A 20329-nucleotide genomic window follows, 5' to 3' on the forward strand; every position below is an offset into this window, starting at 1 on the left:
CGCAGCCTGTGGCCTGTCAACCTACCTCTAACGGGATATATGGCCGTTTGCAGGTAAGCGGTACCGTGCTGGCGAAGCTGCACCGGCCGACGTGGACACAAGGCCGGCAATCACAATAAAAGTGGGGGATAGGTGATGGCGAAGGCAAACCAGAAAGTGCTGCATCGTTCGTTGTTGGCGGCAGCGGTTGGCGCGGTACTCAGTTGCAGCCCGATGGTGTACGCCGTCGGCGAAGTAAACGGCGGCGTGAACGGCGTCGTGCTCGCCGATCAGGCCGAACTCGATGGCGCCACCATCACTCTCACCCACAAGCAAACCGGCCTCACCCGTACGGTAAAGTCCGATGCCACCGGCCAGTTCCGGATAAATCAGTTGCCGATTGGCGAATACACCGTCACGGTCGAAAAAGATGGCTACAGCAGCGCACCTCTGAATCTGGCGGTAAGCATCGGTAGCGGCACCTCGGTGGTGCTTGAGATGCAGGCCGCCGGTGCCGAGCGGGTCGAGGTGATTGGCAGCCGGGTCTCCCGTTTTGACATGGAGTCCACCGACAGCGGCCTGACCATTTCCGAGGTTGAGTTCGACCGGCTGCCAGCGCTGCGTGACATCAACAAGATCGCGCTGTTGGCGCCGGGCGTGTCCGAGGCCGACAATGATTTTGATGGCACTCCGGTGTTCAGCGGCGCCAGCGCAGCCGAAAACGTTTACTACATCAACGGCATGAACCTGACCGACTTCCGCTACGGCTGGGGCGGCTCAGAAGTGCCGTTCGAGTTTTTCAAGGAATTTCAGGTCAAGACCGGTGGCTATTCGGCAGAGTTCGGTCGCTCCGCTGGCGGTGTTGTCAATGCCGTTTCCAAGAGCGGGACCAATGAGTGGACCGCTGGCGCCAATCTTTACTGGTCGCCGAAGCGTTGGCAGGAAAAAAAGCGGGATGTCTATAACGCTGATGGTTTTCTGGTCGATTTCAACAGTGAAGATTCCGTTGACGATCGTGAAATGAATATTGAGGTGGGCGGTCCGCTCATTCAAGATAAATTGTTTTTCTACGGCCTATACAATCCACGCTCGATCAAAGAGGATGACTATCAAAATGGCTATTTTGACAGAATAGAAAGGAAGGACGCCTTTTGGGGCGCCAAGCTGGACTATTTCATTTCCGATAACCATCATCTTGAGTACACGGCATTTTCCAACGAGGATACTGCCGAGTACGCGGAAAGTAACTACAGCAATGGTGCTGGACAGATAGCGGATTTTCGCGGAAATCTAAGGAAGATTAGCGGTGGATTCAACCAGATTCTGCGCTATGTTGGCGTGTTCGCCGATGTGTTTACGGTTTCTGCACTTTGGGGCAGAACTGAAGCAGACCTGACCTCAACCTCCGGTTCCGCAGATCAACTACCTGTTATCAATTACTCAACGGACGGTGTGAATTATATTCCGCTCGGTGGTTGGGTGACGACAAGTCCGACGCTCAGCGATGATGTCAGGACGGTGAAGCGATTGGACTTTGACTGGGATATCGGCGATCACACGCTGAGCGTTGGTATTGACGATGAAGAATTGGTATCTCGTGAGAATTCCAACTATTCCGGTGGCGTCTTGTACTACATCGACGATTATGCCGCAGAAGACCCGGATGAGACCAGTCAGCTCTGGGAGCAACACAAATACGTCAAAGGCACCTATTCCAGTAAATCCAGCGCTGTCTATCTGGAAGGAACCTGGCGGCTGGGTGATGTCACCCTGACGACCGGTCTGCGCAACGAATACTTTGAGAACCTCAACGGCAAAGGCGGCACCTTCCTTGAAATGAAGAACAACGCCTTGTCATTGGATGATCTGCTGCTGCGCAGCTCTGATCATCAGTGGGCCGCGCGTTATGGTGTGGTCTGGGATATCGGTGGTGACGGTGACGACAAACTGTTTGCCAACGCCGGCCGCTACTTCCTGCCAGTCGCGAATATCCTGAACATCAAGCTGGCGGGCGCCTATTACCGCGACCGCACCATCTATGAATGGGATGGCCAGTTTGACTCCAATGGTGTGCCACTTCCGGGAGCGGTCATTGACGATCTGACCATTCAGTTCGATGGCCAGACTGCCGACCCTCGCACCATCGTCAATCAAGACATCAAGCCGATGTATCAGGACGAATTCATCCTCGGCTACAGCCGTCAGCTCGACAGCAGCTGGACTGCCAAGATCTCGGCCATTTATCGTGATCTGAAACGGGCCATTGATGACTCGACACCGTGCAAGGCACTCGATGCCATTGCTGCCGACCGGTATGGCTACGATCTGGATGGCGAGGGCAGCTACTGTTATTCCATCACGCCGCCCTATGTGCTGACCAATCCGGGTGAGGGCATGGATTTCTGGTTTGATTTCGGTGAGGGTGATGGCCTCGAACATCTGCAGTTGAGTGCAGATTCTCTTGGTTATCCGGAAGCCAAGCGGACCTACCGCGGTATTGATTTGACCTTCGATCGGGCATTCGATGGCGTATGGGAGCTCAGTGCCTCCTATACCTGGTCAAAAACCGAAGGCAACTACGAAGGCACGGTTCGCAGCGATTATCCGAACGCTGACGGCCAGGCCGGCTTTACTACTGCGTTCGATTTCTACTCGATGCTGGAGCACGGCTACGGCTATCTGCCCAATGACCGCCGGCACAAGCTGAAACTGAGTGGCAGCTATGCGTTCGCGGAAAACTGGTTAGCAGGTTTCAATTTGAGCAGTGTTAGCGGTCGGCCGATCAGCTATTTCGGCATGCACCCGAGTGACCCGAATAACCAGTACTACATCGATCTCGGCAACTTCTATGACGAAGACGGCAACCCGGCGCCACGCGGCAGCCGTGGCCGAACCTCGTGGGTGCATGTCATCGATCTTTCTTTGCAATACTCCTTTGCAGTGGCTTCGACTGATGCGTCGGTTCGACTGGACGTAAGCAATGCGTTTAATTTTGACAACGAAACTAGTGTCTACGAGCTTGGCGACGTCAACTACGGCTCGAAATGGGAACGACAATCACCACGCACAGTCATGTTGAGTGCCTCGGTCAAGTTCTGACAAGCCGAGCCATCTTCCCACTCAATGCAATCCGATCTGGCAGGGCAGGGTGCCCCGCCAGATCGCCCCCATCGATTTTCCGGAAACGTTTCTGATGTTGAAACCGGTAATTCTTGCCGTCGCCCTGTGTGGCAGCGTTTGTGTAGCCGCCGAGAAGCAAGTCTGGCTGATCGGCGGCGGTGAACCGCTGTGTTCCAGTATTGAGCCGGAGCTTTGCCGCGCCGAGGCGAAAGCTGACGCCGAGGCATTTTTCAATCGCACCGGCGCGGTACGCAGCAAAGAGTTTCGCTATTCGGCAACAGGCTTGCAGCGGCTGCAGGACTTTTCGCAATGGTTTGGCAGCGCCGGTCAGAAAGCGGCGGATCTGGCTTTGCTCGCGACCACGGCGGGCCCGGTGCAAGGCCAGCTGCTGAGCGAAGCGGTTTGGCATAAACGGCTCGAGCCACTGAACCTGTCAGAAGATCTGCTGCAACTCTACGATGATGTTTTCGAAGTCCGTCCCGTCGACAAATCCGGCAAGACCCGCAAATCGCTGGTTTATCTCGATGGCAGTGAACGCTATGTCCAGCAGATGTTTCGTGAGTTTGTTGCTGCCGCGGCCAGCAACCCGGCGCGTAAATCGCCAGGAACCCGTGCGTCAGCAAGTCGCCCACCGAAAGACCGGCCCCGTGTCTTGTTGATCACGGCATCGTCCAACAATCCGTATGAATATGTCGATTACTACTTGTCGTTGTTTGAGCAAGCCGGGGCTGAAGCTGTGTGGTTGCCCATTGAGCCGGCATTGCCGCGCACCCGCGATTGCCGAGCACTCAACAGCAACCGCTTTGTCTCGAACGGCGCCTTTGATCGGGCCGCGCGCTATCCCGAATTGGCGGCCTATCAGAAGCCGTATTGCGAACGGCCGGAGCGCCTGCTGGAGCTGATTGACAGCGCCGACGGTATTTTCATCAACGGCGGCGATCAGTCCCTGACCATGCGCAGCCTTCAAGAGCCGTACGGTCAATTCACCGCCGTGGGCAAACGCTTGCTGGAGCGGATCAACGCCGGTGTGCCGGTGTCGGGCTCCAGCGCTGGCAATGCCGTGCAATCCGGCAACGCGACGTTCACGCTGCCGATGATCAGCGGCGGCCAGACCCGGCACGCGCTGCAACATGGTGCGCTGGCGACGGAGCCGAATGCGCCAGCTTGTGATTTGCACAAGACTTGCACGACCTCGGTCGCCGCCGATCAGCTGACCTATCGCGCGCTCGGTGGGCTCGGCTCGTTCACGCTGGGCGTATCCGATACCCATTTTCGTGAGCGCAATCGGGAAGGGCGCTTGCTGCGTTTGTTGCTCGACAGCCACAGCCATTTTGGCTTCGGTGTAGATGAAGCCACGGTGCTGCGCGCCTTCATCCAGCCCGATGGCTCGGCGCGGCTGTCGGTGCTCGGTGCCGGCGGCGTCTGGCTGATTGATACCCGTCAGGCGACGGTTCGGCAGGGTGAATCCGATTGGACGGCGGCCGGTTTTGTTACGACCCGCTTGCTGGCCGGCGATACCGCCAGCTGGCACGACGGCCTGCAGTCTGTGCAGCTCAACTGCCCGGCCGAGGCATCGCCAAATGCTTCCAGTGCCGTCCTCGACAACAATGTCCTCGACAGCAGTGTCCTCGACCAGAACCTCATGCCGGAGCCGGAAACCTATGTCACGGATGCCGTCCAGCAATGGCAGCGATTGCCGTCAGATGGCGCCGTCGCAGGTTGCCAGCGCGCGGACGGCCGTTGGCATTACGCGGGCTTGCCGCTGCGCCTCCATGTGCAACAATCTGCCGCCTCACGCACTGCAATTTCCGAGGCGACACCATGACGGGTTCTGCACACACACCGGATGCCAGCAAATGGCGCATGCCGGACACCCTGCTGATTGTTTTTTCCGTTTTGCTGATTTCGGCATTGCTGACTTTTGTTCTGCCGCGCGGCCAGTTTGATACCACGCTCGATCCGGCGACCGGTCGTCAGTTGCTGCAAGCCGAAAGCTTTCGCACCGCCAACGGCGGCGAGCCGCAACCGGTCGCGCTATTTGTTGACGGCGAAAACACCGGATTGCTCAGCGCTTTTTTTGACGGCATGACGTCGGGCTCACGCAATGGCTCGGCGATCGGCGTCATCGTGTTCATCCTGATCGTTGGTGGCAGCTTTGGTGTGCTGATTCGCACTGGCGCCATCGATGAAGCTTTGAAGTTGCTGATCGGTCGCATGCAGCACCGCGCACGACTTTTGCTGCCGGTGATGGCCGTGCTGTTCTCGCTGGGTGGTGCGGTTTTTGGCATGAGCGAGGAGGCCATGGCGTTCGCCATGTTTTTGGTGCCGCTGGTGCGCATGCTGGGCTATGACGCCATCACCGGCGTCTTGCTGACCTATGGCGCCACCCAAGTCGGGTTTGCCACCTCGTGGATGAATCCGTTTTCGGTGGCGATCGCGCAGAGCATTGCCGGATTGCCGCCGCTGTCTGGCGCCGGCTTTCGCTTGACCATGTGGGTCGCGTTCACGCTGATCTATATCACCTGGTTCATGTGGCGGGCCGAGCGGCTGCGCAAATCGGCAACCGAGCAGCCGCTGGTCGGTGCGCTGGAGCATGCTTTCAGTCGCGGTCATCTGCTGGTGGTTCTGACGCTCTTTGTCGGCATGGTGTGGATTATCTGGGGCGTCATCGTCAAGGGCTATTACCTGCGCGAACTCGCGACCCAGTTCTTCGTGATTGCAATCATTGCGCTGACCATTGGCAGCGTGTTCAAACTCAATCGCGCTGGCGTCAATGATTACGTCGCGGCATTCAAGGATGGCGCCAGTCAATTGCTGCCGGCCGCGTTGGTGGTCGGTGTTGCCCAAGGCATCATCCTGATGCTGGGCGGTGCCAGCCCGGACAAACCCACTGTTATCAATACGCTGCTGCATCATGCCGGTGAAGCCATTTCCGGGCACGGCACCATGTTCTCGGCGCAGGCGATGTTGGTCTTCCAAAGCGGCTTCAATTTCTTTGTTACCTCCGGTTCGGGTCAAGCCGCGTTAACCATGCCGCTGATGGCGCCGTTGGCCGATTTGGTGAATGTTTCGCGGCAGGTGGCGGTATTGGCATTCCAGTTGGGCGATGGTCTTGCCCATCTTTTTTATCCAACCTCGCCGGCATTGATGGGGACTTTGGCGATTGCCGGAGTCGAGTTTCTTGCCTGGCTGCGCGCCATGTGGCCGCTGTGGATTTTGCTGACGGTGATCAGCATGAGCACCATGGCCATCGCGGTCTGGACCGGCTTTTGACGGGATCGAGCATTCTGATGATTACCCAACTGAAGAACATGGAGTGCTACGCCCCGGCTGCTCTCGGCAAGGTGGATGTCCTGATCAGTGGCGGCAGCATTGCTGCAATGGCTGCCGGTATCGATATTCACGGTAGCGCGGTACAGGTTGTCGACGCACCGGATTGCCTTGTCGTGCCCGGCTTTGTCGATTCGTTGGCGCATATTATCGGCGGTGGTGGTGAAGGCGGTTTTCGCAGCCGCACCTCGGAGCTGCGGGTTGATGATGCCATCCGTGCCGGTGTGACCACGTTGGTCGGCGTGCTCGGCACGGACGCGGTGACGCGCACGCTGAGCAATCTGCTGGCCAAAGCGCGCGCACTGGATGAAGAAGGATTGACCTGCTTTTGCCACACCGGTTCGTATCAAATTCCGGCCCGGACCTTGATGCGTGATGTCATGGAAGACTTGGTGCTCATCGACAAGTTCATCGGCGTCGGCGAGGTAGCCATTGCCGATCACCGTTCGTCGCAGCCGAGTCCCGATGAAATCAAGAAGCTGGCTTCGCAGGCGCGCGTGGGTGGCATGCTCGCCGGCAAGGCCGGCATTGTCAGCGTCCATGTGGGCGCAGCGTCGGCAGGTGTTGCGTTGCTGGAGCAGGTGGTCGCCGAGAGCGATATTCCTATCAGCCAGTTCTATCCCACGCACATGAATCGCAATCAGCGTTTGCTCGAACAAGGCTTTGGCTTTGTCCAACAGGGCGGCTATATCGATTTCACCACCAGCACCACCGCGCAGGAACTTGCCAGCGGTGAAATCAAATGCTCGCGGGCACTGAAGCTGGCGCTGGAGAACAGCGTTGACGTCAATAACATTACGTTCTCGTCCGACGCCAATGCTTCACTGCCGCTGTTTGACGAGCGCAATGCCTTCATTGGTCTGGGCGAGGGGAGAATTGCCAGCCTGTTCGAGGAGGTGGTGGATGCAGTCAAGCTCGAAGGCATTGCGCTGGAGACTGCGCTACGCGTCATCACCTGCAACCCGGCCGCAATTCTGAAGCTGCCGCGAAAAGGTCAGCTGCGGGTCGGCAGTGATGCCGATCTGTTGCTGCTGGATCGTGACAGCCTGCGCATTCGCGCGGTCATGGCGGGCGGCCGCTGGCTCTACGCCGAACCGGAGCTGTCGCTACCGGTAACGCGCACCTCGCTGTTTATCTGAGTCTCGGCTCTTCAAAGCACCGCAGATGTTGACTTCCGTATGTGGTGGCTGGCATCGCACCCCGCTGATCTGGCAAGCTGAATACCTACTCCGCGAAATGGAAGGTCGGTGATGAAGCGTGTACTGCTGTTGGTGCTGTTTCTCGCCGTTGCCTATTGGCTGAAGTCTGGAAACGATCTGCCGGAACCGGCCGCAACGTCGGCCGCTGCATCGACCGCCACATTGCCGGGCGAACAGCAGCCGGACCGTGAGGCAGACCAGTCAGCATCCGACGAATTGTCGCAAGCGTTTGCCAGTCGCCAGAGCAATCTGCAGCTGGCGGGCAGCGGTCGGGTGGTGAAGCTGCTGCGCGACGATACGCAAGGCAGCCCGCATCAGCGCTTTCTGTTGCGTACCTCGACCGGATTAACCCTGCTGGTCGCGCACAATATCGAGCTGGCGCCGCGGCTGAACGATCTGGCCGAAGGCGATACCGTCAGCTTTTACGGCGAGTACGAATGGAACGACAAAGGCGGCGTGATCCACTGGACGCATCACGATCCCGCTGGCCGCCATCCCGATGGTTGGCTGGAGCATCGTGGCCAGCGCTATCAATAAGCGCTGGCGACTTGTTGCTTCAGTCTGCCGCGGCGTTCATCGCCGCAGCATCCAGAAACCCACCCAGATAAACCAGACAATCTGTGTCAACCCGAACACCGCTTTCATCATATCGAGTGAAGGGATAACGGTGAGCACGCCAGCAACGCCAACGATGACACCGAACGCCGCCAGTGCGCGGGCGGCATTGCGAAGCAGCACCACGCTGAGCAGCAGCACCCAGACACCGCCAAGCAATTCGACGCCACCACCGAGTGCATCCTGCACGACTTTGACCGTGGTCCAGACCGTCAGCGCCTGATCGGCGCTTTCGCCATGCAGTCGGGCAACGGCAGCAAATCCGATTTGACTGACCATGCCGCTCGCCATGACAAAACCGGCCCAGATATAGCCAAACGGTGTGGTGAGGGGCATCAGCACCGGCGCGCTGCTGTGCAAACGCTGGTGCAGACCTGCGGTGAGTACGACCAGCGCGATGCCAGAGGCGTAGTAAAGCAGCGCCCAGAATTGGGTTAGGCCACCGTGCTCCAGCGTGTAGCTGAGCTTTTGTGCCGCCGTCCAGCCGGTCGTGTCGCCGGGCTGAAAGGCGGCGAGCACGGCAAAGCTGATGAGGTAGAGCAGTGCTTGCGCCAATGCTGCGCAGGCGCCGGCTTTCACTAGTCGTTCCATGATGGTTCTCCCTTTTCTGTGTTGGTGTGATTCCTGTCGGAAATGTCGATTGCTTACAGCGTCGTTTTCAGCGCCGCCGCAATCGCACGCAGCGCCGGGTCAATTCCGTGTTGGTAATCCTGGTAACGCAGTGGTGCACTGATATCCGGCGCCAGCGATTGCACCCGAATCGGATGCTTGAGGATCGAACCGTGACAATCGTCTTCCGGACAGCCAGTGACATAGTTATGCCGCTCGGTCGCAATCAGCACCTCCGCTTTCGATACCGGCAACTCCACCAGATTACCTTCCGCCCAGTATTCGAGTGCATCGCCAATCGGTTCGCCAACAATCACCACGCGATCACCACCCGCTTGCTTCAGATAGCCGAGGCTGGCGATGCCGGCCGAAAAGGTGCGGCCGGAGGTGATGGCGAAAATTTTTCCGTTCGGTGGCAGCATGGTCGGCAAGGTCTGCATCAGCGCGCGGGTGTTGTTCAGGTCACCGCCGCTGTTGAGCCGCAGATCGACAATGATGTGTTGCGGTTTTTGTGCCGCAATTGCAGCCAGCACGGCGTCAATAAAACTGCTGTCGAGGCGCTGACCCGCTGCGTGGGTGTTGTAACGTAACTGCAGGTAAAAGGCGTTCAGATCCGGTAGTGATGCGTAGCGAAACAGCTTGTCTGGTTCGGCGAGATAAAGCGGCGTCGGGATGCGTGGCGACAGATTGGCTGGCAGCAGTTCGACCAGTCGCGAGTGGCTGAAGAAGGTATAGCGGCCATGTGCTGGCGGCTGCACCGTCGCCGGCAGGGAGACTTCACTGATTTTGCCCTTGCTGTTCTGCACACGCAGGGTCAGTACGTCAGGCTTTTCGGCAAGGCCGGCGGCGTGCAGCAGTTCGGCGGATTCCAGCCAATAGCCGAGCCAGTCGTCACGCTTGCCGGGTACGGCGCCCCAGTACTGCGCAAAGGCTTGCCGCAATTCGTCCACCGGATGGTCGTCGATGGCCAGAATTTTTTCGCCGATTAGGGTCGGCTCATCCGCATCAATGATGAAAAGCCCGTCGGCGAAGACGTGGGTGCGCACGGGTATCCGGTTGAATTGACTGGGCCACAGTCCCGCCACCAGCATGGTGTGACCGTTGTGGGCCAGAGCAAAAATTCGACTGACTTCAAGCTGGAATGCGGCGGTGCTGATGTCGCTGGCGCGTTTGCTCAGCGGCTCCAGCACGGCGTAGGCTTGTTCGCGCTCGGTGACGGTAAAGGCGGCATCCTGTTGCAGCAGCTTGCGTACGGTTTCGATGTCGGCAGTAAATTCATCGCCATAACAGACATGGATATAACCGGCATTGCCGAGCAACGCTGCCGCAAAGCAGAGCGTGATGCAACGCTGAGTGATCGCCATCTTGCCTTCTCGCTTCGTCATATTGCCTGGGTGAAGCGCCACCCCGGCGGATGTGGTCCATACGCTAGCGTTCGTCGGTATGTGCGAGCCATGCAATTTGTCGCGAAATGTGAATGGCGGGAATAGTGCCTTGTTTTCGCGCCGGTTGGCGAACTAGCCTTCCGCCACGATTCATGGGATCAGGGGATACCTCCATGTGGCGCTGCGTCATGATCTTGTTTCTGTGCGTGCTGGCGAAAGCCAGCTTTGCTGCCGGCTTTACGCTGCACCAACTCGCTGATGGCATTTACGCAACCGAGCGAACCGAACCGGCGGGTCTGATGTTTGACGCCAACAACGTCTTCATCATCAATGAGGCCGATGTGATTGTGGTCGACAGCAATATCAGCCCGGATTCCAGCAAGGAAGTGCTGGCGGCCTTGCGCAAATTGACCAACAAGCCGGTGCGTTACGTCATCAATACCCACTGGCATGAAGACCATATTCTCGGTAACAGTGTCTGGCGCGACGCGTATCCGGGCGTCGAGTTCATCGGCCATGTACAGACCCATGACGATTTGACCACCACGGGCGCAAGCAACCGCAAGAGTTTGCTGGAGAGTGGTGCCGATGGCGTTGCCAGTTTGCGCGAAGCCATTCGCAGCAAAGTTGGCTTGGCTGGCACTCCGCTGACCGAAGAAGAGCGCATCAGCCACGAAAGCGATATCTTTCTGGTCGAACGCTATCTGAAAGAGGCGGGTGCGTTGCCAATTATCGAGCCTGATATTGCATTGGACTCGGAGCTGGTGTTGCAGCGCGGTCAGCGCCGGATTGACATTCGTTTTCTTGGCGCGGCGCATACCCGTTCCGATCTGGTGGTCTGGCTGCCCAACGAAAAAATTCTGATTGCTGGCGATTTGCTGGTCTGGCCGATTCCGCTGGTTGGCTCGACCTCGTATCCTGCGGCCTATGCCGAGACCTTGAAGAAGTTGTCGGCGCTGCCGGCAACATCCATCGTGCCCGGACATGGCCCGGTGTTTCACGATGACCACTACCTGCGGCAGATGATTGTGCTGCTGGACGGGCTGACGGCCCAGGTCAAGGCCGCCAAGGCGCGCGGCGAAACGCTGGAACAAGCGGCAAAGAGCGTCGATTTGTCAGCGCTGCGACAACCCTTTGTTGGCGACTCGATCTTGCTGAAGATAATCTTCAATATGTATGTGAAGAGTTCCGGCATTGCGGCCGCGTATCAGGAAGCTGCTGCGCCGGTGAAATAGGGCAATGGCGATGGCTACAGTGTCTTACCACGTAGCTAGTGAAGAAGTGCGGCGGCATCAGCCATGCCGCTTGTATCGATACTGCCCACTTCAATAGGTGCCCGCGTTGACTGGTGCAACTCAAGGACCCTGAATGCCTTCTGGACATCATTCCGCACTGATTCGTGCAGCCCAGCCTGCTGATGTCCCGCTGCTGCTGCATTTCATACAGCAATTGGCGCTGGCAGAAGACTTTCCCGGGCCGGTGGTCGTCACCGAAGTGGATTTGCAGCGCCGGTTATTTGGTGCCGAACAACTGGCCGAAGCGGTGATAGTCGAGTGTGAGCAGCGACCGGTCGGGTTTGCCGTGTTTTACCAAACCTTTTCCACCACCACCGGAAAAGCCGGCCTGCATCTGGACGATGTCTATCTGGAACCAGCCATGCAGGGCAGGGGCCTTGGCAAGCAGGTGTTTGCCTGGTTGGCTGCGGAAGCGCTGCGCCGGGATTGTGCCCGATTGGAATGGTGGTCTTTGCGCTGGAATGAACAGGCCAATGCGTTCTATGGCCGGATTCACGCTTCCGTGCGTGAGGAATTGCAGATATACCGGCTGGACCGCGATGCGATGCAGCGTCTAACGGAACACTCGTGACAATGGCGCCTTGCGAACGAGCGACGGATGTCGCTTGTATCAGCAAACGAATGCTGTTTTCGTAACATCAGGCGGCGTAGTGGGACGTGCCGCCAGCAACCCGCAAGGAGCGGCCGATATGAACAAAAGCCAGAAATCCGTCAAGCCCATTCCCGATGGCTACCACGCAATTACTCCCTACCTGATTGTCAATGACGCTGCCGCGGCTATTCACTTTTACCGGACCGCACTCGGCGCCAGCGAATTGCTGCGCATGCCAGCACCCAACGGCAAAATTGCTCACGCCGAGATCCGCATCGGTGATTCCGTGCTGATGCTTGCCGACGAGCATCCGGACATTCACGCTTTCGGCCCCAAGCATTACGGCGGCTCGCCCATGAGTCTGATGCTGTACGTGGAGGACGTGGACGCGGTGATCAATGGCGCGGTCAAGGCCGGCGCCACGCTGGTGCGGCCGATTGCCGACCAGTTCTACGGCGACCGTAGCGGCATCATCACCGACCCGTTCGGCCACAACTGGTTTATCGCGACCCATATCGAGGATGTGTCGCCGGAGGAGCTGGCAAGGCGGTCGGCGGACCAGGGTACGGCTTAGTGAGATGTTGGCGGCGCAGACGATGGGCAAAGTCTGCGTCGCAAAATTTAGCATTCGTACGATTGCGCTTCGCTAATCGTACCTACGAGGTCTAGCCGAGTGCGGTAAATCCTTCGAGGTTACATTCGGCGGAAAACCCTTCGGGTGTTCCGCCCTACGATGCTCACTTTTTCGGAGTCAGACAAGCTCGATACCACGGTGTCCTCTTCTCGGTAAATGAATTTTCCATAACGGTTAGTGGAGGAGGTGTGATGCATGTAATCACGGCGGAAATGGCTCCTCCCTCGTAATCTCGCAGCCGTTTAACTGCGCACGTCTCGCCTCCAGCTAGACTCTTTAGATAGTCGTTCAACAGTCCTATTCTTAGCGTCTGCTTTTTTTCGACGCTTAATTTCAATTCTCCGGAGAGTTCGATTATCTCTCGCGGAAAATTAAATTCATATTCATCGCTAGTTGGATCTGGGGTAAGAAGGCAAGGCTCGGTATCGCGCAAGAAACAGCCGCTCAAAACGGCTATCGTAATGACCGCACCCAAGATTCTCATGTCTTAAACCCATTTGTTTGCTATCGCTAGTCAATCGAATTGCTTGGTGACACTACCATTTTATCCGGTTAGAGCCAGCGTTAGATTATTTGCACCTGCAGGTATGGTTATGTCTGTGGCGCTGTAGTGGCGATTTAGTATTGCGTAATCGTACACTTGATTGCCCTGAGCTTACTCATGAATATCCGTCGTGGGCAAGCCCGCTCCCACAACGGTGTGGCGCTCCAATCTAGTGCCCCGCAGCATCCCGCAAACCACTATAATTGCCTCCATGCCCTTGGCGGCCTGTCCTGCGTGGTGCGGACCGCGAGCCTTGGGTTGTCATTGAGCCATCGCCATGCTCCGACTATCTGAACTTCGTTTGCCCATCGACCATGCCCCGGAGGCCTTGCCGGTTGCCATCAAGGAACGGTTGAAGCTGGGCAAGGACGATCTGCTGGATTTTACCGTTTTCAAACGCAGCCACGATGCGCGCCGCAAGGACGCGTTGATGCTGATCTACATCGTCGATCTCAGCCTGAAGAACGAGGCAGCGGTGCTGAACCGCTTTGCCAAGGACAGCCATGTCCGGCCGGCGCCAGACATGAGTTACAAGTTTGTCACCCAGGCGCCGGCGCTGACGCCGCACCGGCCTGTGGTGATTGGCTTTGGCCCCTGCGGGATCTTTGCTGCGCTGATTCTGGCCCAAATGGGCCTGCGGCCGATTGTGCTGGAGCGGGGCAAGGAGGTGCGTGAGCGCACCAAGGACACTTGGGGCCTGTGGCGCAAGAAAATCCTGAACCCGGAATCGAACGTGCAGTTTGGTGAGGGCGGTGCCGGCACGTTTTCCGATGGCAAGCTGTATAGCCAGATCAAGGACCCGAAATTCTACGGCCGCAAGGTGATGCAGGAGTTTGTCAAAGCCGGAGCGCCGGAAGAAATCCTGTACTTGAGCCGGCCGCATATCGGCACGTTCCGTTTGGTCGGCATGGTCGAAACCATGCGGGCGAACATTGTGCAGCTTGGTGGCGAGATCCGGTTTCAGCAGCGGGTCACCGATATCCAGATCGAGGACGCTCAGGTCCGTGGCGTGACGCTGGCGAGCGGCGAGCAGATCCGCACCGATCACGTGGTGCTCGCGCTCGGTCACAGTGCGCGCGACACCTTCGAGATGCTGCATCATCGCGGCGTGTACATGGAGGCCAAGCCGTTCTCGATTGGTTTTCGCATCGAGCATCCGCAATCGATCATCGACAGGGCGCGGTTCGGCAAATTTGCCGGTCACCCGTTGCTCGGTGCGGCCGATTACAAACTGGTGCATCACGCCAGCAATGGCCGCGCGGTTTACAGCTTTTGCATGTGTCCTGGCGGTACCGTGGTCGCGGCGACGTCAGAAGAGAACCGCGTGGTCACCAACGGCATGAGCCAGTATTCGCGTAACGAACGCAATGCCAATGCCGGCATGGTGGTCGGCATCACGCCGGCCGATTATCCGGGTGGCCCGCTGGCCGGTGTTGCGTTTCAGCGCGAGTTGGAATCGCGCGCGTTTGTGCTGGGTGGCAGCACGTATGAAGCACCCGGACAGCTGGTCGGCGACTTTCTGGAAGGCAAAGCCTCGACGCAGTTTGGCGAGGTGTTGCCCTCATACAAACCGGCGGTGCATCTGACCGATTTGTCGTCGGCACTACCGGATTACGCGATTCAGGCGATGCGCGAAGCGCTGCCGGCGTTCAACCGCCAGATCCGCGGTTATGCGATGCATGATGCGGTGCTGACCGGCGTCGAGACGCGCACCTCATCGCCGCTGCGTATCACCCGCGGCCCGGATTACCAGAGCTTGAATACCAAAGGTTTGTATCCAGCCGGCGAGGGCGCCGGTTACGCGGGCGGTATTCTGTCGGCGGGTGTTGATGGCATCAAAGTGGCCGAGGCCTTGGCGCTCAGTTTGACCGGCCAGCATCCGATGCCCTTGCATGATGAAGAAATGCTCGGCGAGATGGATGATTGATGGCATTCGAGCGTGACGCAGAGGTTTGCTGTTTGATGCAGTCGCTGTGTGGGGTGGTATGGCGTGGGGTGCTGTCGCTGCAGTTGCTGTAGCTGGTTTCACCCTCTCCCTGGCCCTCTCCCGTCAAGGGAGAGGGGATCAAACATGCAGCTGGCAATCTTGATTGTATTGATGCGCTGTGAAGTGAGTGATGATTCATTCTGTGCTTCTGGAAGGCGGAAGTGTGTCAAGGCGTGGAGCGGATAGCTGACTTCACCCTCACCTAAATCCTCTCCCATCAAGGACGAGGACTTTTATGACCCCCTCTCCCTTGATGGGAGAGGGTCAGGGTGAGGGTGAAGCCGTTCGAATGCCACCTAATTGATACAGGCAAATTGATGCAGACAAAATAGTGCTTTTCGTCGTCATCATTGTTGCCAATTTTTCTCGAACACAACTCTTTACAGCCGGCGAGTCAGCGGTTAAAACGACTATACCCACATAATAAGTGTCGTTATTCAAATGACCGAACCCCAGCTTTCGCCGAGCCATCATCCCGAAACACCTTCCACGGATCCCTTTGCCGGTCCCAAATTGCCAGCGGTTCGTACTGTCACGCTGAGCGCGCCGCTGCTGTGGTTGCGCAAGGGCCTGAACGATATGCGGCTGCATCCAATCGCCAGCGGTTTGTACGGCATGGCGTTTGCGCTGATGGGTTGGATTCTGCAGTCCGTGTTGCTGAACGCGCTGCAGTATTTCACTACGCTGCTGTTCGGATTTTTTCTGCTCGGGCCGTTTCTGGCAACCGGGCTCTATAACGTGGCGAAGCAAACCGAGGCCGGCAAGCCGGCAACGGCGTGGCGGACCATGATGGCCTGGCAGGCGAATGTGCAGGGCATCGGTATTTACTTGCTGATCACCACGGTGATTCTGCTGATCTGGGGCCGCGCGTCGTTGATCACCTTTGCCATGTTCTTTTCATCCGGCTTGCCGGAGCTGAAGGATTTTCTGGCTCAGATTGTCTCGCTGGAGCATCTGGATTTTGTCATCACCTATCTGGTGGTTGGCGGCATTTTCGCAACGATAGTCTTTGCCATCAGCGTCGTGTCGGTGCCGATGATGCTGGACCGCGACGCCGAAACCTTTGCATCCTGTTTCACCAGTCTGCGGGTGTTGGCGGCCAATCCCTTGCCAATGCTGTTCTGGGCCGTGCTGATTGTGCTGCTGATTGGCGCCGGTTTTGCGACCGGCTTTTTCGGGTTGATTCTGACCGGGCCCTGGGTCGGTCTGGCTACCTGGCATGCCTACCGGGGGACGGTGGGCGAGTGACAGTCCTTGAGTGCTGGTAGCTGTGTGATGGTCGTTGACTAACGAAAGGGGCGAACCCGGCGAGTCTCAACCATCGAGTGGCGGCAGCGGCGGCGCCAACACGCTAGAATAGCCGCATTGTTGCTGTTCGATTGAGCCTCATGGATACCTGTCCCACCTGCTACAAAATCCGCCCGCTATGTGTATGCGACCTCGTTGAGCCGCATGACAACCGCGTTCATGTGCTGATCCTGCAGCATCCGCAGGAGCCGGACAAAGAGCTTGGCAGTGCCCGGCTGGCCAATCTGATCCTGAAAAAATCCACGCTGAAAACCGCGTTGTCCATCGCCAACCTGCGCAAGGCGGTCGGTGAGGACGCCAATCCGAATGAATGGATCGTGCTGTTTCTCGGCAGCAAATACAAATTCCGCGAGCTGGCCCGCATCGAAGACGAATCCGATCTGTATGTGTTCGATCGCAAAGGCGAGATTGCCGATGTCGAAGCCGATGAGATCAAAGGCATCATTGCGATTGATGGCACTTGGGCCCAAGCCAAAACGCTGTGGTGGCGCAACCCCTGGCTGCTGAAAGTGCGCCGCGCCGTGCTGAACCCGCGGGCACTGTCCAAGTACGGCAATCTGCGCAAGGAGCCGCGCAAGGAATGCCTGTCCACGATTGAGTCGATCGCCTATACGCTGGAAGTGCTCGGCGAAGACAAAGCCACAACCGATGCGCTGCTGCATGGCTTCGAGGGTTTGCTCGGCAAGTATCGGGCTCATCGTAAGGCGCAGCGGCAAGTCGCAAAGCAAGCGCGAACGCTGCCTTCTTCTGAAGAGCCGTCAGACGAATAAACCACCGTAGGAGCGAGCTTGCTCGCGATGCCTGGATTTGCTGAACGGACCCGTCGCGAGCACGCTCGCTCCTACAGAAGCATTGCCATGGCGAGTGTGGCCACTCAATTGGAGTTCGCTGATGTCAGATGTTGTGCGGGTTCGTGTCGCGGTGGTGGCGGATGCCGAATCCGTCGCACGCTTACTGACTGAATTGGGCTATCCCACTGAGCCGGCGACCGCGGCCGGATTGATTGCCGCAGCGAGCGCTGATGAGCAGCAAACCGTGCTGGTGATTGATGTTGGTGGCCAGGTGTCTGGGCTGGCGGCGCTGGTGACGTTTTTCTATTTCCATCAGGGCAAACGCATAGCCCGTTTATCGTCATTGGTGGTCAGTGACGCAGTACGCGGGCAGGGGCTGGGCCGACGTTTATTGCGTGCCGCCGAAGACTGGGCTAAAGCTCGTGACTGCGCGCAGATAGAGTTGACCTCCAGCAGCAAGCGCGAGCGGGCACATGCGTTTTATCAACGCGAGGGCTATACGCAGTCCAGCTACCGTTTTGTTCGCGATCTCAGTTGAACAGTGACTTGGCGCGATAGGCGCAAAGAAAAAGGCGGAGCTTGCTCCGCCTTTTTCTTGGTCTCATCCCGCTGGCTAGGGCGCCTTCGGGTATTTGATGGTCATTTCTTTCAACAGATTATCGGCGTGATCCACCTCTTGCATGATCCACAGCATGTAGCGGATATCGACATGAATGGCGCGGGTGATCGCCGGATCGAAATACCAGTCCTTGGTGATCGATTCGTAAGTGGAGTCAAAGTTGAGGCCGACCAATTCACCGCGGGCATTCATGACCGCCGAGCCGGAGTTGCCGCCGGTGGTATCGGCGCTGCTGAGGAAATTGACCGGTACGGTTTTCAGCACCGGATCACGGAACGGGCCATAACGGCCAGCCTTGATCGCCTCCTGCAGCTTCAGTGGCACATTGAAGGGTTCTTCCGCCCGGTGTTTGGCCAGCACGCCTTCCACCGTGGTAAAGGGGCCTTTGCTGATGCCATCCACCGGTGAATAGGGACCGACGCTGCCGTAGCTGATTCGCAACGTGGAATTGGCATCCGGGTAGACCGGTTTGCCCTGCGATTTTTTCCAGGCGATCACCGCTTGCATATAACGCGGTGTCAATCGGTCGAATTCGCCGTCAATTTCCTTGCGTTGATCTTCCAGTGCCATAGCGGTGTCATAGAGCAAAGCCGCCAACCGGATCAAACCGTCTTTGCTGTTTTCGAACTGGCTGAGCGGTTGGCCAATCCAGCCCAGCCGCTTGCTGGTGTCGGCAAGTTCGGTGCCGCGATACAGCGCGGTCAGCCGGGCATCCAGATCCGAGCCGTTCGGCAACTGCTGATCGAAACCTTGGATGCGATCTTCAATCGGCAAACTGTAATAGCGCTTCAGTGAGGCTTGCCAGCGGGTGAAATCCACCTGAGCCACCAACGATTGCTCCAGACGGCTCAGGCGGGCGCGGATAAACGGCACATCGCGATCCTGATAACCGGGCTCGCGCTCGGCATCCGGCTTCTGGCTTTCCTTGGCCAGTCGGTGCAAGGTCATGGCGGCGCGCAGCAGCTCGCTGCCAGTGGCTTTTGAGAAGGCAAATTCCTGTCGGGTAATGACTTGATCGGCGGCAATCAATTCGTCGAGTTCATTGAGCAACTGCTGATTGCTCTCGGCATCTTTCTGTTTGCCAAGCCAACTGCGAAATGCCAGATCCTGTTTGTCCTTGATGGCCGCTATGTCTTTGCGGGCAAAGCCGTCGAGCAGGCCTTGCAGTTTCTTCATCCGGTTATTGATGGACTTGACGGTGCTGGCGTAGCGGACCGGCCACTCGGCGTTGATACCGGTCGCTGCGGCGATGACGGCAAGGTCGGCTTCGTATTCCTGCACGCGCGCCGGATAGTCGATGTCGCGGGCAAAACGGATTTCGTTCGGCAGTTTGTAGCGGTTGGTGCGGCCGGGATAGCCCGCCAGCAGAATCGGATCGCCGTTCTTCAAGCCTTCGGCGGAGACCACGAGAAAATCTTTCGATTGATAAGGCACGTTGTCCGGCGAGGGATCGGCGGGCTTGCCGTCCTTGCCGACATAGGCGCGCAGAAAAGAAAAATCACCGGTGTGGCGCGGCCATTCAAAATTGTCGATGTCGCCGCCGTAATTGCCAATCATTTCCGCCGGCGCATAAACCAGCCGAACATCGCGAATCATCAGCTGCCGAATCCGGTAATACTCCAGACCACGGTGAAAGCTCGGCACCGAGCAGCGATAGGCCGGATCTTTTTCGCAATCGGCGATCAGCGCTTTGATGCGAGTCTGAATGGCTTCCAGCCGGGACTTGCCGGTCAGTGTGGCATCAAGACCTTTGAGGATTTTGTCGGTGACGTTTTCGACTCTGTCGGTGACGTAAATCCGTTCGTTCGGGCCGGCTGCCAGTTCCTCGGCGCGCGTGTTGGCCAGAAAGCCGGTCGCCAACAGATTGCGTTCAGCCGTTGAGTTGCGCTGGATGGCACCGTAAGCGCAGTGATGATTGGTGACCACCAGCCCCTGCGGCGACACAAACGAAGCCGAGCAACCACCCGTTGAAATGATTGCGCTCATCGGCGGCTTGCCGAGGTCGGCCAGTTTTTCTGCCGGAATCGTGATGCCGATTTGCTTCAGTTCGGTTTTCAGCTGTAACAGCTGATGCGGCTGCCACTGGCCTTCATCGGCAGAACTGTTGGTGATGGGCAACAGCAGGGCGCAAAGCGCGACCGGCAAAGCACGAGGCAGACAGGTCATGGTCGTGAGGGTTCCTGCAACGTTGAAAACGGGGCCAATCGCTCCGACAGACTCAGAACCAGCCCTGTGTTTGATACAGCGGTAAACGCAAACTTAATCAGCAAATAAGCAGAGGTCGCGTTCACGGCCCTTGCTTTTCAATTCAATTTTTTCGGT

The 20329-nt window shown here is 57.7% G+C and carries 15 protein-coding genes; 12 read left to right on the top strand and 3 right to left on the bottom strand.

Annotated elements, in window-relative coordinates; all coding sequences use genetic code 11:
• The first annotated feature begins 135 nt into the window (after positions 1–135).
• From HPT27_RS11105 to HPT27_RS11125, 5 genes are all read left to right on the top strand, one after another.
• The gene (locus tag HPT27_RS11105) at positions 136–3078 is read left to right on the top strand and encodes a TonB-dependent receptor (RefSeq protein ID WP_172243120.1); all 2943 of its coding nucleotides are present in this window, start codon (positions 136–138) and stop codon (positions 3076–3078) included.
• 94 nt (positions 3079–3172) lie between these two features.
• Positions 3173–4924 carry a cyanophycinase gene (locus HPT27_RS11110; RefSeq protein WP_172243123.1) on the top strand — a complete coding sequence of 584 codons (1752 nt, stop codon included), beginning with the start codon at positions 3173–3175 and terminating at the stop codon, positions 4922–4924.
• The gene (yfcC, locus tag HPT27_RS11115; RefSeq protein WP_172243126.1) at positions 4921–6372 is read left to right on the top strand and encodes a putative basic amino acid antiporter YfcC; all 1452 of its coding nucleotides are present in this window, start codon (positions 4921–4923) and stop codon (positions 6370–6372) included. Before HPT27_RS11110 ends, yfcC begins: the two co-directional genes overlap by 4 nt.
• A 17-nt stretch (positions 6373–6389) precedes the next feature.
• The gene (gene iadA / locus HPT27_RS11120; RefSeq protein ID WP_172243129.1) at positions 6390–7568 is read left to right on the top strand and encodes a beta-aspartyl-peptidase; all 1179 of its coding nucleotides are present in this window, start codon (positions 6390–6392) and stop codon (positions 7566–7568) included.
• 111 nt (positions 7569–7679) lie between these two features.
• Complete coding sequence (locus HPT27_RS11125) at positions 7680–8165, top strand: DUF3465 domain-containing protein (RefSeq protein ID WP_172243132.1); 486 nt, start codon at positions 7680–7682, stop codon at positions 8163–8165.
• 36 nt (positions 8166–8201) lie between these two features.
• Here HPT27_RS11125 and HPT27_RS11130 read toward each other — a convergent pair whose 3' ends face one another.
• Both HPT27_RS11130 and HPT27_RS11135 read right to left on the bottom strand, forming a co-directional pair.
• Entirely contained in the window at positions 8202–8834 is a 633-nt protein-coding gene (locus HPT27_RS11130; protein ID WP_172243136.1) for a DUF4386 family protein, read from the bottom strand.
• 53 nt (positions 8835–8887) lie between these two features.
• A complete protein-coding gene (locus HPT27_RS11135; protein ID WP_172243139.1) occupies positions 8888–10216 on the bottom strand; it encodes a S41 family peptidase in 1329 nt (442 codons plus the stop codon).
• A 209-nt stretch (positions 10217–10425) separates the two neighbouring features.
• Between HPT27_RS11135 and HPT27_RS11140 the strand changes: the two genes are divergently transcribed.
• The 7 genes from HPT27_RS11140 to HPT27_RS11170 all read left to right on the top strand — a co-directional run bounded on the left by HPT27_RS11140 (position 10426) and on the right by HPT27_RS11170 (position 17926).
• The gene (locus HPT27_RS11140; RefSeq protein ID WP_172243142.1) at positions 10426–11472 is read left to right on the top strand and encodes an MBL fold metallo-hydrolase; all 1047 of its coding nucleotides are present in this window, start codon (positions 10426–10428) and stop codon (positions 11470–11472) included.
• Positions 11473–11605: 133 nt separating this feature from the next.
• On the top strand, positions 11606–12103 hold the full coding sequence (locus tag HPT27_RS11145) for a GNAT family N-acetyltransferase (protein WP_172243144.1): 498 nt from the start codon (positions 11606–11608) through the stop codon (positions 12101–12103).
• A gap of 118 nt (positions 12104–12221) precedes the next feature.
• On the top strand, positions 12222–12698 hold the full coding sequence (locus tag HPT27_RS11150) for a VOC family protein (RefSeq protein WP_172243147.1): 477 nt from the start codon (positions 12222–12224) through the stop codon (positions 12696–12698).
• 881 nt (positions 12699–13579) lie between these two features.
• The gene (locus HPT27_RS11155; protein ID WP_172243150.1) at positions 13580–15229 is read left to right on the top strand and encodes an NAD(P)/FAD-dependent oxidoreductase; all 1650 of its coding nucleotides are present in this window, start codon (positions 13580–13582) and stop codon (positions 15227–15229) included.
• A gap of 501 nt (positions 15230–15730) precedes the next feature.
• Positions 15731–16537 (top strand): DUF2189 domain-containing protein, encoded by an 807-nt coding sequence (locus HPT27_RS11160; protein WP_172243153.1) that lies wholly within the window; start codon positions 15731–15733, stop codon positions 16535–16537.
• Between the two features lie 140 nt (positions 16538–16677).
• Positions 16678–17367: a tRNA-uridine aminocarboxypropyltransferase gene (locus HPT27_RS11165; protein ID WP_172243156.1), complete on the top strand. Its 690-nt coding sequence runs from the start codon at positions 16678–16680 to the stop codon at positions 17365–17367.
• Between the two features lie 121 nt (positions 17368–17488).
• Positions 17489–17926 (top strand): GNAT family N-acetyltransferase, encoded by a 438-nt coding sequence (locus HPT27_RS11170; protein WP_172243158.1) that lies wholly within the window; start codon positions 17489–17491, stop codon positions 17924–17926.
• 75 nt (positions 17927–18001) lie between these two features.
• Here the strand turns inward: HPT27_RS11170 and HPT27_RS11175 are convergent, their stop codons facing one another.
• Positions 18002–20173 (bottom strand): S46 family peptidase, encoded by a 2172-nt coding sequence (locus tag HPT27_RS11175; RefSeq protein WP_172243161.1) that lies wholly within the window; start codon positions 20171–20173, stop codon positions 18002–18004.
• Between the last annotated feature and the right edge of the window lie 156 nt (positions 20174–20329).

The organism is Permianibacter fluminis (assembly GCF_013179735.1).
Lineage (GTDB): Bacteria > Pseudomonadota > Gammaproteobacteria > Enterobacterales > Permianibacteraceae > Permianibacter > Permianibacter fluminis.